The organism is Salinibacterium sp. TMP30 (genome assembly GCF_038397785.1).
GTDB lineage: Bacteria > Actinomycetota > Actinomycetes > Actinomycetales > Microbacteriaceae > Rhodoglobus.
Genome location: NZ_CP151642.1, coordinates 1265736 through 1280169, shown reverse-complemented (window position 1 = coordinate 1280169; position 14434 = coordinate 1265736). Strand labels below are relative to the sequence as shown.

Below are 14434 nucleotides of genomic sequence, written 5' to 3'. Positions count from 1 at the left end.
GTGGCAGCGGCTAGTTCTGCGCTCACCGCTCCACAGCTCCGGACAGCAAGTGATACAGCACCGACATTCTCACTGAGACGCCATTCGCTACCTGTTCGAGCACTGTCGATTGGGGCGAATCTGCGGCTGCGGCAGAGATTTCAAGGCCGCGGTTCATCGGCCCAGGGTGCATAACCATGCTACTTGCTGGAAGTGCCCGCATCCGTTCGTCGTTGAGCCCCCACTGCTTGGAGTATTCGCGTGCATTGGGAAAAAACGCGGCGGCCATTCTTTCGCTTTGCACCCGCAACATCATGATGACGTCAGGGCGTCGTGTGATGGCGTGATCGAGGTCATACGAGACCTCAACAGGCCATCCGCTGAGGTTTACGGGCAGAAGGGTTGCCGGCGCAACGAGCGTCACGTCTGCCCCCAGGGTGGTCAGTAGCCACACATTAGATCGAGCAACTCGCGAGTGCACGATGTCACCGACAATCGTGACACTCACACCATCAAGATCGCGACCGCGAGAAGCGGAGCCATGAAGTCGGCGACGAATTGTAAAAGCATCAAGCAATGCTTGAGTGGGATGCTCGTGCGTGCCGTCGCCCGCATTCACAATGCCGGCATCGATCCAGCCGCTATCGGCAAGAATTTTAGGAGCACCGGATGCCCAGTGCCGCACGACAACCGCGTCAGCACCCATCGCAGCGAGCGTTTGAGCGGTGTCTTTCAGGTTCTCTCCTTTCGACACGCTCGACCCCTTGGCGGCGAAGTTGATGACGTCGGCGCTCAGTCGTTTCGCTGCTGCCTCAAAAGAGATCCGGGTGCGGGTTGAGTCTTCAAAGAACAGATTGATGACAGTTTTGCCACGTAGCGTCGGAAGCTTTTTGACCTCACGTTCGCCCACAGCGGCCATGTCTTCGGCGACGTCGAGAATCGCTATCGCTTCATCTCGGGGCAAGCCCTGCGTAGTTAGTAGGTGTCTCATCCGATTGTCACCTCGTCGTTTCCGTCGATCTCTTCAAGACGCACGTTGATACGCTCATGCATTGAGCTCGGTAGGTTCTTGCCCACGAAGTCGGCACGAATCGGGAACTCTCGGTGACCACGGTCAACGAGTACGGCCAATCGCACCGCTCGGGGACGACCGAGATCGCCTAGTGCGTCGAGAGCAGCACGGATAGTGCGCCCCGAGTACAGCACGTCATCGACGAGTACGACAGTCTTACCGTCGATGCCACCGTGCGGGATGTCGGTTGGCCCGGTTGCCCTCGTGGGGTTCTGAGCGAGATCATCGCGATACATCGTGACGTCAAGGGCGCCAGCAGCAATGACGGCGGCATCCACTGAATGGATGATCGAAGCGATGCGCCTCGCCAATGTGACACCTCGAGTCGGGATACCCAAGATGACAAGATCGTCTGAACCGCGATTGGACTCAAGAATTTCGTGGGAAATACGAGTCAACGCTCGAGTGATATCAGCATGCTGCAGCACAGTGCGTACAGGCATTCTGACCTCCTTCCCCGTCTCTCAGGACGGAAGTTAAAGGAAATCTGTTTCACCGACTATACATCGCTCGCTGCAACGTAGCGTCACGCAAGTGCGTAACGCTACGTCACAAACGGGCTAACTATTCGTTGCTGGCAGCGATTCGACCGAGTAAACCATTGATGAAGCCGGCGGAGTCTTCGGTCGAATGGATCTTGGCAGATTCCACTGCTTCGGAAATCGCAACGCCGGCCGGAATCTCGTCGTTATACAAAATCTCCCACAGACCGATGCGCAGCAGAGCGCGGTCTACAGCGGGCATCCGATTAAGCGGCCACCCCTGCGAGTAGGTTTCGATGAGCTCGTCGATCTCGTCACCGTGTTGGGTGATTCCCACGACAACTTGCTGGGCATAGGCCCATGAGGTGGCCCGGGCGGGATCGTTCATAGCTCGCGATGACTCTGTTGCCAACGCTTCGTTAATGCTCTCGCCACGAACGTCGGCGCCATACATAAGGTCAAGCGCGCGCTTACGCGCCTTGCTGCGTGCCCCCATTTAGTCGTTCACGCGACCGAGGTAGCTGCCGTCCCGGGTGTCAACCTTCACGCGGGTGCCCTGTTCTAGGAACAGCGGAACCTGAATCTGGTAGCCAGTCTCTACTGTGGCGGGCTTGCTGCCACCGGTCGAACGGTCGCCTTGAAGTCCAGGCTCCGTGTAGGTGATTTCCAGAACCACGGATGCGGGGAGTTCCACATAGAGCGGCTCGCTATTGTGCAGTGCGATAGTGACGTTCTGATTTTCGAGCATGAAATTCGCGGCTTCGCCCACAGCGGCAGCGCTCAACGTGATTTGGTCGAAGTCGCTCGTGTTCATGAAGACGAAATTCTCGCCATCCTTGTACAGGTATTGGAAGTCCGAGCGGTCAACAGTCTCAGTCTCGATCTTTGCACCAGCGTTGAACGTGCGGTCGACGGTCTTGCCGGTGCGCACATTCTTAACCTTGGTACGGACGAACGCACCGCCCTTGCCAGGCTTGACGTGTTGGAACTCGATTACGGTCCACAAACCACCGTCCATGTTGAGAACGACGCCGTTCTTGATGTCAGCGGTAGAGGCCATACGTAAATCCGTTTCTGTTGACGAGCACATGCGCGGTTCGGTCGCGAAGAACACAAATGCGACATTCGAGTCTAACTGAGTCGTCGAGCAACTGCGTCGAGGCCGAGAATGTAGGACTCGAAACCGAATCCTGCAATCACACCGGTCGCAACGCCGGAAATAACGCTCGTATGGCGAAACTCTTCACGCGCGTGCGGGTTGGTAATGTGAACCTCCACAAGCGTGAGTCCCGCACTGGTCACTTGAGCCGCAGCATCCCGCAACGCATAAGAGTAGTGAGTGAACGCAGCAGGGTTCATAATCACCGGCAATGCTGAGTCGACGGCTTCATGCAACCACGAAATGAGTTCGGTCTCGCTATCGGTCTGCCGAAAATCTAGCGAAACAGCGGAAGCATTCGGGAGCTCGGCTGCGTGAGCCGCAAGAGCGGCTTGAAGCTCAACGAGGGTTCCACCGCCGTAAACGTCGGGCTCTCTGCTGCCAAGCCGACCGAGGTTGGGCCCGTTAAGGATGAGTACTGTAGTCACCGCTCCACTCTAGCGAGGCAGCCGCCCGCTAGACCCCGACTTCTTGGTAAGCCGAATACAGCATCGCTTCGTCTGGGCCGTTGAGCATCGTCGGGCGGCCAACCGAGTCGAGCACCACAAACCGGATCATCCCGGCTCGCGCCTTCTTGTCGCGCTGCATCGTCGCCAAAAGTGTGTTCCACCGGCCAAGCGGATAGTCAATCGGCAGACTCAGCGACTGCAGGATACTGCGATGCCGATCGACAACCTCGGAACTCAAAGAGCCAGCAAGGTGCGCCAATTCCGCAGCAAACACCATTCCGACGGAGACCGCAGCCCCGTGGCGCCAACGGTAACGTTCGGCGTGCTCGATGGCGTGGCCCAACGTGTGGCCGTAGTTCAAAATCTCGCGAGGCCCAGTCTCGGTGAAGTCTTCGCCAACGACTCGAGCCTTGAGCCCGATGGACAACTCAACAACCCTCCGAAACTCCGCGGAGTGCGGGTCGGTGACCTTGTCGACATCGGCTTCGATGATGTCAAGAATCTCTGGTGCACCAATAAAACCGCACTTAACGATCTCAGCAAAACCGGCCAAAATCTCGTTGCGGGGAAGATCCTCCAGCACATCGAGGTCGGCAATGACCGCGCTCGGGGCGTAAAACGCTCCCACAAGGTTCTTACCCTCGGCGGTGTTGATTCCGGTCTTTCCACCGACCGCAGCATCAACCATGCCCGCGACACTTGTCGGGCACTGAATAAGCTTCACGCCACGCAACCACGTTGCAGCAACAAAGCCTGCAAGATCGGTCGCTGCACCGCCACCGAAACCGATCACGGCATCCGTGCGGGTGAAGTCGGTCTGTCCCATGATTTGCCAGCAGAATGCGGCGACCTCGATGCGCTTCGCATCCTCAGCATCGGGAACTTCGGCAAGCAGCACTTCGTACCGCTCAGACAGTGACTCTCGGAGCGCATTGGCTCGGGCGCCGAGCGTCGGTGGGTGAATGATGAGCACCTTTGCCACACGGGTACCCAGCTGTTCGTTGAGCTTCGACAGCAGCCCACGTCCGATCAGCACTTCGTACGGGTTGGTTCCTGCGACAGGGATTACCGTAGTTTCACTCGTCATTGTTGTTGATTTCCTAGCCAGTCGGCGATTTCGCGCGCAACTTTTTCCATCGGCATGAGCGACGTATCGATTGTGAGGGATGACAGCTCGTCGTAAATCGGCTGCCGCGCTGAGACAAGTTTTTGCCACTCGTCCGCATTCTTGGCCAGCGGCCTGCGGCTTCCGGCAATTCGGAGCCGTGCCGCGGCCGGTGACATCGTCAGTTGGACAACGCGGTGCGATGCAAGATCCGCACGCGTCTCAGCATTGAGCACGGCTCCCCCGCCGAGGGTGACAACTGCCGGTTGAAGAAGCGCATCGGCAACTGCTTCGCGCTCTCGCTCGCGAAAGTACTCTTCGCCGAATTCAGCAAAAAGTTCCGGGATCGGACCATGCGACGCCACGACAACCTTGTCAGTGTCGATCAGCGGAGAGTCCAGAATCTTTGCCAGTCTCTTGCCTGCACGCGTCTTGCCCGACCCTGGCGCCCCAATGATGACAACGATCGCTCCGCCGTCATTGATCATAGGTCGCCCGTGTTGTCTGCAATGCCTCGGGGATCGCTGCGAGATAGGCCTCAAGGTTTCGCTTGGTCTCGCCAAGCGAGTCGCCGCCGAACTTCTCAAGCACAGAGTTGGCAAGCGTGAGCGCAACCATCGCTTCTGCCACAACGCCAGCAGCAGGCACAGCGCACACATCAGAACGTTGGTGATGCGCAACTGCTGCTTCACCCGTCGCAATATCAACAGTGCGCAGAGCCCGAGGAACAGTCGAAATTGGTTTCATCGCAGCGCGAACACGGAGCACAGTACCGGTCGTCATCCCTCCCTCGATGCCGCCGGCACGATCGCTCTCGCGAGAAATACCGTCAGGGGAATGAACGAGTTCATCGTGCGCGACAGAGCCGCGGCGGGCGGCAGTCTCAAAACCATCCCCAACCTCTACGCCCTTAATGGCTTGGATGCCCATCAGAGCGGCAGAGAGCTGCGCATCAAGACGGCGATCCCAGTGAGTGTACGAGCCAAGCCCCGGTGGCAACCCGTAGGCGAGTACCTCCACAACGCCACCCAGAGTGTCACCATCCTCGTGGGCCAGATCGACTTCAGCCACCATGCGCTGTGAGGTCTCCGGATCAAAGCACCGTAAGGGATCAGCATCCAGTGTCGCGACATCCCCGGGCGTTGGCAACGCACTGCCTTCTGGGGCACGCACCGTTCCGATCGCCAGGGTGTGGCTCACAAGATGGATACCCAGGCCGTCGAGGAATGCCCGGGCTACCGCGCCGAGCGCAACACGTGCGGCGGTTTCGCGGGCACTCGCACGCTCCAAGACGTTGCGAGATTCGGAGAAGTCGTACTTCTGCATGCCCGTGAGGTCGGCGTGGCCAGGGCGCGGACGGGTGAGAGCGGCACCACGGCCCTTGGGCAGCGTTTCAGGATCAACAGGAACGGGGCTCATGACATCAACCCAGCGCGGCCACTCAGTATTGCCAATTCGCAGGGCGACCGGACTGCCCATGGTGGCGCCAAAACGAATTCCAGCACTCAGCGTTAGCTCATCTTGCTCAAACTTCATGCGAGCGCCTCGCCCATAGCCGAGTGTGCGGCGCACCAGATCAGCCTGAATCTGTTCAGGAGAGATCGGCACGCCGGAAGGCATCCCCTCAAGAATTGCGACCAATTCTGGACCGTGCGATTCACCGGCCGTTAACCATCGAAGCATGCCTCAATCCTCCCACACGAGCGAGAGCGACTTTCTCCCCGGCAGACGCACCCCACGTGGCTCGATCAGGAGTGGTCGTGGTCTGGTGAAGGCTCGATCGCGGCGCGCATCGCATCAATTGCGTCAGCTTCACCGGCAAGCGGAGTATCCGGTGAGCCCGAGGCAAAAATGCGCACTTGAGCGATGGCCTGGTTAATCAGGAGATCATGACCCGAAATCACGGTGCCTCCGACGGCCATCCAACTCTTCGCAACCTCGCTGGGCCACGGGTCGTAGGCAACATCGAACAGGGCAACTGCGGTGCGCACACTCTCGTCGAACTCCAAGTCCATCGCTCCACCAGGAACGGTCGTGATGATTGCTGATGGCATCTCGGTCGACGACGGTGGTTCATACCACTGCCGCACCACGACGCGCGCTCCGAGAGATTCGCCGAGCTCCTTCAGGGGTTGTGCCTTTGCCGGAGTGCGCGCGATGATTTCAATCCGGGCCGCTCCCAACCGGATGGATGCCACCAGCAAGGAAGCGGCGGTGGCTCCAGCCCCCACAATCCATACCGATTCCAAACGTGAGAGTCCCGCGTCGAGAAAACTGCGCATCGCACCTTCAACATCGGTGTTGTACCCCTGAAGGCCCTCATCGGTGACCAGAACCGTGTTAGCGCCGCCGACGAGCGCGACAAGCGGGTCAGCCCAGTCGAGCAGCGGCACGACGTCACGCTTGAGAGGCATCGTCAAAGATAGTCCGCGCCATCGCCCATCTAGGGCGCTCAGGAACGCTGGTAACGACTCTTCCGACAGTTCAACGGCGTCGTACTGCCAGTCAAAGCCGAGCGTCTCATAGGCGGCGCGATGGATGACAGGGCTCAGCGAGTGTGAGATAGGGAAGCCGAGAACAGCGAGCTTCGATCGATCAGAGGTCACCGCAGCGCTATCAGAACTGACTAGCAATAGCTGCCATTCTCTTCACTCTCTGCGCACCAGTCACGCAGGCGTTGAGCCGCAGCTTCGTGGTCGTCAACGTTTGTAGAAAAGACTGTTTCGCCCGTCGCGAGATTGATCGGCACGAAGAACAGCCAATCCCCCGCGGCAGGGTTAATCGCAGCATCGATCGCCAATTCGCCGGGGAGCCCGATGGGGCCGACCGGCAAACCGGGGTTTGCGTACGTGTTGTAAGGGTTGCTCGCGTCGGCACGTTCGGAATCCGTCGTCCACACCGTGTGAAGATTTCCGGTACCGTAGGCGACCGTTGCATCAGACTGAAGCAGTATTCCTTGGTCTAGGCGGTTATAAAACACACGAGAAATCTTGTAGAAGTCGTCGGTGTTCGGGCCAGCCTCGCGCTGAACGAGCGCAGCCATCGTGAGAATTCTGTAGCGATCCTCAACAGCAACACCTGCGGCATCCAACTTCTCGTACATCGTGTTGACCATGAGATCGAGCACCACGTAGGGGTCTTGATCGCCGTCTAGTTCGTAGGTTGCCGGGAAGAGGTAACCCTCAAGACTGATCGCCTCGGCAGGAAGCCCAAAGTGGGCGAGATCTTCAGATGCCGACTGCACATCCGCCAAAGCAATCCCGGTAGTTTCAGAAATGATCTCCAACGCATCCGGCAGAGTGGTGCCCTCGGTGATCAAGAGGCGATCGGTGACCTTATTTGCGGGATCGAGTAGTGCATCGAGAGCTGACTGTGCGCTCATCTCCCCCTGCAGCGCATAGTTGCCGGGGTAGAACGCTGGATCGTTCTCCTGTGCAAGCAATAAATTGTAGAACGCAGTGAAGCTCATCGTCACGCCCGCGTCATGGAGGCTGCGAGCGATATCTGACCCGATATCTCCGGAGTTGACGGTAACGACAATCTCTTCCCCGTTGCCGGAACCTTCGAAGTCATTGGTCAGCTCCCAACCGAGAACTTCGCGGATCTTTTCTTCGTAGTTGATCCAGGCAAAGGCCGAAACCGCTGCGCCGGCCAAGATAAGAAGGAGGATCGGAAGCCCAATGATCAGCCACAGGCGGCGCTTACGACGAGGTGGAGGCGGCGCGGAAGGATCGCTCTCGACTGCGACGGAGTTCTGTGATCGGCGCGAGTTGCGAGACTCGTGAGCCTCACGCGCCTCGCGACGCGTCATCGGCTGTTCGCCCGCGGGGGTGTGAGTCGAGGACGCCCCAGTGGGCTCCGTGCCGTGCGAGGCTGCAGCCCGGGCTGACTTGGGTTTGTTTTCTTCTGGCTGATCGCCGAAGATATCGTCCCAGTTCGGTTCATCAGCCATAGTTCAGGATCCTAGCGTCGGTTCGACGAGCTCTCCTGGCGGCGTGGCCGCCGAACGCTCGAAGTCGAGGGCGTGTTGCAAAATTATAACGGCCGCAACCTGATCGACGACCGAACGAGAGTTCTTAGCGTTGCGACCGGACGCCCGCAGCGCAGAATTGGCGCTCATCGTGGTCATCCGTTCGTCAACGAGCCGCACGGGCAGCTCAGATTCGTCAGCAAGCTGCTGTGCAAAGTCTCGCGCGTCTCCCGTCGACGCGGTGTCGCGACCGGACAGCGCGATCGGGAGACCAACAACAAGCTCGACGGCGTCGTGTTCCGCCGCGATGGCAAGAACTTTCTGCACGCTAGCGTCGGCACGCTGAACTGTCTCTACCGGAGTCGCAAGCATCCCCTGCGGGTCGCTACGTGCAACGCCTACGCGCACCTTTCCGACGTCAACACCGAGTCGAGTACCCGATCGCATGGGCTACGCCGTGAGGGTCGACGTAATGAGCGCAAGTGCATCAGGGATAGCTGCTGGATTAGCGCCACCGCCCTGGGCAATGTCTGGCTTGCCTCCGCCACCGCCACCGAGCACACTGGCCGCGGCTTTAGCAAGTGCACCAGCAGCAAAGCCGTGGGCACGAGATGCATCATTCGTTGCGACGATCACTGCGGGTTTATCGCCGATTGTCGCCGCCAAAGCTACAACGGCTGCTTCCGAACCGAGTCGCTCTCGAACTGACTGCACAAGCCCACGAAGGTCGTCAGTCGAAGGAAGTTCGCCGACATTCTCAACTACCGCCTTCACCGAGCCCAGCACCTGAGCCGTGTCAACGAGAGCTGGAACGCGCAGAGACAACTGGCCAGCTTCGAGTTGGGCAATCTTGCGCTCCGCCGACTTCAGATTCGCCATGAGTTCCGCAATACGGTCTGGCAGCTGCTCACGCGGCGTCTTCAAGTTGGTGGTCAATTCGGAAACGATGGCGCGTTCTGCGGCAAAGTTGCGGAACGCATTCATACCCACGAGTGACTCAACGCGACGGTTTGAGGAGCCGACTGACGACTCACCAACAAGCGAAATCAATCCAATTTCGGAGGAGCGGCCAACGTGAGTGCCTGCACAAAGTTCGAGCGACCATGGCCCACCGATTTCGACAACGCGCACAGTGTCGCCATACTTTTCACCGAAAAGGGCCATTGCGCCCAAATCTTTGGCGTCATCGAGTGCCATGATCCTGGTGGTGACCTCGAAATTGTCGCGCACCGCAGTGTTGGCAACTTCTTCAATCTCAGATTTGGTTTCGGCCGACAGCGCCTGCGACCACGAGAAGTCCAAGCGCATGTAGCCGGCCTTGTTATACGAACCAGACTGGTGAGCATCCTTACCCAGAATCTGACGCAGGGCAGCATGGATGACATGGGTCGCTGAGTGCGCCTGGGTCGCTCCACGGCGCCATTCGGCATCCACGAGCGCGGTGGCCGGATCCCCGACTCCTACCTCGCCAGCCGTTACTTGGACCTTGTGACTGATGAGTCCCTTTACCGGACGTTGAACATCGAGAACTTCAAGGTGGTAGCTGGCGCCAACAATCGCGCCGGCGTCTGCCTCTTGACCGCCGGACTCGGCGTAGAGGGACGTTTCCGCGAGGATGATTTCAGCGATCTGCCCGGACGTCGCCCGTGTCACTGAGACGCCGTCAACGATGATCCCGATCACGCTTGAGTCAGTTTCGAGGTTTTCGTATCCGGTGAAGGTTGTTTCGCCGAATGCACGGAACGCACCATAGACGGAAAGGTCGGCGAGGAATTGTTTCTTGGAACCAGCGTCAGCCTTCGCCCGATCACGCTGCTGCTTCATCAGGGTGTCGAAAGCTTCGCGGTTCACTGAGAGCCCGGCTTCTGCAGCCATTTCGAGAGTGAGGTCGATCGGGAATCCGAACGTGTCGTGCAGCAGGAACGCAGTGTCGCTGGGCAGTTCAGAAGCACCGGATTGTTTGGTCTGCTCAACAGCCGTGTCGAGGATCGTGGTGCCGCTGGCGAGGGTACGCATGAAGGTGTCTTCTTCGGCGAGCACGACGCGAGAAATGCGATCGTAGTCCTTCTCAACCTCAGGATACGCAGCCTTCATCGCATCTCGAGACTCCGGGAACAGTTCAGCGAACGTCGTGCCTTCAACGCCGAGTAGGCGCATCGCGCGCACCGTGCGACGCAAAAGTCGGCGCAGAACGTATCCGCGACCTTCGTTGCTCGGTGTGACGCCGTCGGCGATGAGCATGAGGCTTGATCGCACATGGTCAGCAACTACGCGGAGTCGAACATCCGCTTCGTGATCGGCACCATACGTGCGACCAGAAAGTTCTGCGGCTTTATCGAGCACCGGCCGAACCTGGTCGATCTCGTACATGTTCTCGACGCCTTGCTTGAGGAATGCTACGCGCTCCAAGCCCATGCCAGTGTCAATATTCTGCTTGGGAAGTTCGCCGAGGATCGAGAAGTCTTTGCCCTTGCCCTCTCCACGGAGGTACTGCATGAAGACGAGGTTCCAGATTTCGACGTAGCGGTCGTCGTCGGTTGCAGGTCCACCGTCAGCTCCATACGCTGGTCCTCGGTCAAAGAAAATTTCGGAACAAGGCCCGGCGGGACCTGGCTGGCCGGTCGACCAGTAGTTGGAGTCCATGCCCAGTCGCTGGATACGCTCATCGGGCAGACCTGCTGTCTCTTTCCAGTAGGCGACGGCGTCGTCATCGTCGTCGTACACCGTTACCCAGAGATCTTCGGGCAGGAACCCGAGCCCCCCGTCAGCTTCCGGAAGGGTCAGAAACTCCCAAGCGAATTGAATTGCTTCCTTTTTGAAGTAATCACCGAACGAAAAGTTTCCATTCATCTGGAAAAAGGTTCCGTGGCGAGGTGTCTTTCCTACTTCTTCGATATCGAGGGTTCGGATGCACTTCTGCACGCTCGTGGCACGATCAAACGGTGCCGGAACGAGTCCGGTGAGGTAAGGAACGAAAGGAACCATGCCCGCGACGGTAAACAGCAGCGTCGGGTCATCGCTGACGAGTGATGCTGAAGGAACGATGGTGTGACCACGCTCGCCAAAATAGGTCAGCCAACGGTTCTGAATGTCTGCGGTCTGCATGGGATCCCCGGGAACTCAATATTGCGGCCCGAGGGCCCTGATTGTCTTACTTGGAACGCTGCGAAAATTCAGAGAGCGCCTCTTCGGCATCGCCGACAGCGGCGCGAAGCTCTGCTTCACGTTCGCGATATCCGTCAACGACAGCACCGGTGAATTCCCGAGCCTTGCTATCAATATCCGAGAAAAACTGCTTGCCTTCGGGAGTCTTAGCAACCTGATGTGCTGCCACGAAACCGACGGCAATTCCTACAACGAAAAGAACTGCGCCTTTCATAATTTCTCCTTCAGATTGGGGTGCAAGATGGTTACGCGAACCGTACTAGCTTAGGCGCTGTGAGTGACTCAGCGACGGCGCTTCGGACGAATGGCCAACAGTGCCGCGCGCACTCCAGCACTGAGACCGGCGATCTTGATCAGTGGACCGCCAACGGTTGCCGCGGCAAGCGCAACTAGTGCTGAGACGTTGCCCGTCGTTTCTTCGACGTTGCGGGTGATCGCGTCGACTCGAGCCAACTGCCGATTGGTCTCAGAAATTGTGGATGTCGCCTCCGTGAGCATGGGGTCGAGATTGTCACTCACCCCACGGATAGCCGAGCTGGTCTCGTCGAATACCCGCCCCAGCTTGAGCAGGGGAACGGCAAGCAACCCGACGAGAATTGCGAACACTCCTGCCGCAATGAGCCCTGCAATATCTCCGCCAGTCATGGCTACTCCGATCAGTCTCAGAACAAGTGGTGGTTACACGCTATTCGACAATCGCACCGACATGCCGCCGAAAACGAAAAAGGGCCGAGGCAAAAGCCCCGGCCCTTTGTACGTTAGTTAGCGTGCTGCGTAGTACTCAACAACGAGCTGAACTTCACAGGTCACCGGTACTTCGGCGCGCTTCGGGCGACGCACGAGTCGTGCCTGGAGCTTGTCGATTTCTACCTCAAGGTAGCCAGGAGTCTTCGGAAGAACATCCACGTGTCCACCAGCGGCGGCGACTTGGAAGATTTCCATTCCCTCACTGCGAGCCTTGACGTGCATGAGCTGTCCGGGCTTAACGCGGAACGACGGACGGTCGACGAGCTGGCCGTCAACCAAGATGTGGCGGTGAACGATCATTTGACGAGCCTGAGCGGTCGTGCGAGCAATAGCCGAACGAACGAGCAGAGCGTCAAGACGCATTTCGAGCTGCTCAACCAAGTTCTCACCGGTCAAACCGGCAGTCTTGCGAGCCTCTTCGAACTGAATCTTCAGCTGAGCTTCGCGAATTCCGTACTGGGCGCGAAGGCGCTGCTTCTCCCGCAGACGAACAGCGTAGTCACTGTCCTGCTTGCGCCTGGTGCGGCCGTGCTCACCAGGAGCATAGGGACGCTTTTCTAGGTACTTTGCGGCCTTCGGCGTGAGGGCGATGCCCAGTGCGCGCGAGAGGCGAGTCTTGCTGCGAGTACGTGACTTAGTAGACACAAGATCCTTTTCGATTGATTCAAGTAAGAACACTCTGGTGATTACTCGCACGCGAACGCGCGTACACAACACACCAGAAGAAAGAAGAGGGATGGCCCAATGGAGACTGGTCGGCTACAGACCTTTGCTCCGCGATATTCGGTTTCATTGCAGCCGCGCGCCGAAACCGTATCGATGGGACGCATAACTCTAACACGGCACGACTCTTGTGAGGGCAGGATGCCGCACTGATCGCCGCATTCAGGTCGAGAACGCTAGTCGCCATGGATGATTTCGCGCAACTTGGCCAAACGCGCCGAAACTTCACGCTCATTTCCGTTGTTGGTCGGCGAGTAGTACTCCGTGCCCTTCAGCACATCGGGCAAATACTGCTGCGCAACAACGCCAAACTCCGAATCGTGAGAGTACCGGTAGCCCTTACCGTGGCCCAATCGCTTCGCGCCCGGATAGTGGGCATCACGAAGGGGCTTTGGCACACGGCCAATCTTGCCAGCACGAACGTCGGCAATCGCCGCATCCAACGCCACGTAGGCAGCATTCGACTTCGGGGCTGTTGCCAGATACACAACAGCTTCTGCCAACGGAATACGACCTTCGGGCATGCCAATGAGCTGCACAGCGTCTGCAGCGGCCACAGCAAGCACAAGCGCCTGCGGGTCAGCAATGCCCACATCTTCAGCAGCACTGATGATCACGCGCCGAGCGATGTATCGCGGATCCTCGCCTGCCTCAATCATCCTTGCCAAGTAGTGCAACGCAGCATCAACATCAGAGCCGCGCACAGACTTAATGAACGCGCTAATAACGTCGTAGTGCTCGTCGCCCTGACGGTCATAGCGCAACAGGGCTCGATCTGCCGCGTTGGCGACATGCTCAGCCGTCACGACCGCGGGTGTCTTCGCGTTGTCATCGTTAGCTGCTGACACTGCGGACGCTTCAAGAGCGGTCAGTGCGCGACGAGCGTCACCCGACGACAGCCGAACGAGCAACGCGCGCGCTTCTGGTTCGAGAACTACCGCGTCCTTGAGACCGCGGTCGTCACTCACGGCACGATCGATCAACTCCCCTAGGTCATCATCGTCAAGCTGATTGAGCGTCAAGAGCAGCGATCGAGACAGCAATGGGGAAATCACCGAGAACGATGGATTTTCGGTGGTCGCCGCGATCAGGATTACCCAACCGTTTTCGACACCGGGAAGAAGAGCATCCTGCTGGGCCTTCGTGAACCGATGAATCTCGTCGAGAAATAGCACAGTAGAGACGCCATACAAATCTCGTGCGCTGAGGGCCTCGTCCATCGTTTGGCGAACATCCCGCACACCGGCCGAAACCGCGGAGAGCTCCACGAACTTACGCTGCGATCCCCGCGCTATGGCTTTGGCAATCGTCGTCTTCCCCGTGCCGGGCGGACCCCACAAAATAATGGATGCCGAACCGTGACTACCCTCGACATCCGTCGCGAGACTCATCAGGGGCGAACCGCGCTTAAGTAAGTGCTTCTGCCCGACAATCTCATCAAGTGCCAGCGGACGCATACGCACGGCAAGCGGCGTGGCCCCGCTGTACAGAGTCGCGGAAGCATCCATAGCTCAATCGTAATAGCCTGCACAGATCTCAAGCGCAGCGCTCGGGCCCAGACACCTAACGCCGTGGCGTTTGGT

General features: G+C 58.5%; 16 protein-coding genes. All 16 read right to left on the bottom strand.

What is annotated here, in order from left to right; all coding sequences use genetic code 11:
• Positions 1 to 22 precede the first annotated feature (22 nt).
• Entirely contained in the window at positions 23 to 970 is a 948-nt protein-coding gene (locus tag AADH44_RS06245; protein ID WP_341954799.1) for an aspartate carbamoyltransferase catalytic subunit, read from the bottom strand.
• Positions 967 to 1494: a bifunctional pyr operon transcriptional regulator/uracil phosphoribosyltransferase PyrR gene (gene pyrR, locus AADH44_RS06240; RefSeq protein ID WP_341954797.1), complete on the bottom strand. Its 528-nt coding sequence runs from the start codon at positions 1492 to 1494 to the stop codon at positions 967 to 969. Before pyrR ends, AADH44_RS06245 begins: the two co-directional genes overlap by 4 nt.
• A 121-nt stretch (positions 1495 to 1615) precedes the next feature.
• Complete coding sequence (nusB, locus tag AADH44_RS06235; RefSeq protein ID WP_341954796.1) at positions 1616 to 2029, bottom strand: transcription antitermination factor NusB; 414 nt, start codon at positions 2027 to 2029, stop codon at positions 1616 to 1618.
• Positions 2030 to 2593: an elongation factor P gene (gene efp / locus AADH44_RS06230; RefSeq protein ID WP_341954794.1), complete on the bottom strand. Its 564-nt coding sequence runs from the start codon at positions 2591 to 2593 to the stop codon at positions 2030 to 2032.
• A gap of 71 nt (positions 2594 to 2664) precedes the next feature.
• Positions 2665 to 3120, bottom strand: a complete 456-nt coding sequence (locus tag AADH44_RS06225) for a type II 3-dehydroquinate dehydratase (RefSeq protein ID WP_341954792.1) — start codon at positions 3118 to 3120, stop codon at positions 2665 to 2667.
• Positions 3121 to 3148: 28 nt separating this feature from the next.
• Positions 3149 to 4228: a 3-dehydroquinate synthase gene (gene aroB, locus AADH44_RS06220; RefSeq protein WP_341954791.1), complete on the bottom strand. Its 1080-nt coding sequence runs from the start codon at positions 4226 to 4228 to the stop codon at positions 3149 to 3151.
• Positions 4225 to 4734: a shikimate kinase gene (locus AADH44_RS06215; RefSeq protein WP_341954789.1), complete on the bottom strand. Its 510-nt coding sequence runs from the start codon at positions 4732 to 4734 to the stop codon at positions 4225 to 4227. The genes aroB and AADH44_RS06215 overlap by 4 nt, the downstream gene beginning before the upstream one ends.
• Positions 4724 to 5929: a chorismate synthase gene (gene aroC / locus AADH44_RS06210; RefSeq protein ID WP_341954787.1), complete on the bottom strand. Its 1206-nt coding sequence runs from the start codon at positions 5927 to 5929 to the stop codon at positions 4724 to 4726. The genes AADH44_RS06215 and aroC overlap by 11 nt, the downstream gene beginning before the upstream one ends.
• Before the next feature lie 65 nt (positions 5930 to 5994).
• Positions 5995 to 6852, bottom strand: a complete 858-nt coding sequence (locus AADH44_RS06205) for a shikimate dehydrogenase (RefSeq protein WP_341954785.1) — start codon at positions 6850 to 6852, stop codon at positions 5995 to 5997.
• Positions 6853 to 6872: 20 nt separating this feature from the next.
• Positions 6873 to 8198: an endolytic transglycosylase MltG gene (gene mltG / locus AADH44_RS06200; RefSeq protein WP_341954783.1), complete on the bottom strand. Its 1326-nt coding sequence runs from the start codon at positions 8196 to 8198 to the stop codon at positions 6873 to 6875.
• A gap of 3 nt (positions 8199 to 8201) precedes the next feature.
• Positions 8202 to 8663: a Holliday junction resolvase RuvX gene (gene ruvX / locus AADH44_RS06195; protein WP_341954781.1), complete on the bottom strand. Its 462-nt coding sequence runs from the start codon at positions 8661 to 8663 to the stop codon at positions 8202 to 8204.
• Positions 8664 to 8666: 3 nt separating this feature from the next.
• Complete coding sequence (gene alaS, locus AADH44_RS06190) at positions 8667 to 11321, bottom strand: alanine--tRNA ligase (RefSeq protein ID WP_341954779.1); 2655 nt, start codon at positions 11319 to 11321, stop codon at positions 8667 to 8669.
• A gap of 46 nt (positions 11322 to 11367) precedes the next feature.
• Positions 11368 to 11595 carry a hypothetical protein gene (locus AADH44_RS06185; protein ID WP_341954777.1) on the bottom strand — a complete coding sequence of 76 codons (228 nt, stop codon included), beginning with the start codon at positions 11593 to 11595 and terminating at the stop codon, positions 11368 to 11370.
• Between the two features lie 68 nt (positions 11596 to 11663).
• Positions 11664 to 12026, bottom strand: coding sequence for a DUF948 domain-containing protein (locus tag AADH44_RS06180; RefSeq protein ID WP_341954775.1), 363 nt, complete (start codon positions 12024 to 12026; stop codon positions 11664 to 11666).
• A 117-nt stretch (positions 12027 to 12143) separates the two neighbouring features.
• Entirely contained in the window at positions 12144 to 12773 is a 630-nt protein-coding gene (gene rpsD, locus AADH44_RS06175) for a 30S ribosomal protein S4 (protein ID WP_341954773.1), read from the bottom strand.
• Positions 12774 to 13027: 254 nt separating this feature from the next.
• Positions 13028 to 14359, bottom strand: a complete 1332-nt coding sequence (locus AADH44_RS06170; RefSeq protein WP_341954771.1) for a replication-associated recombination protein A — start codon at positions 14357 to 14359, stop codon at positions 13028 to 13030.
• Positions 14360 to 14434 lie beyond the last annotated feature (75 nt).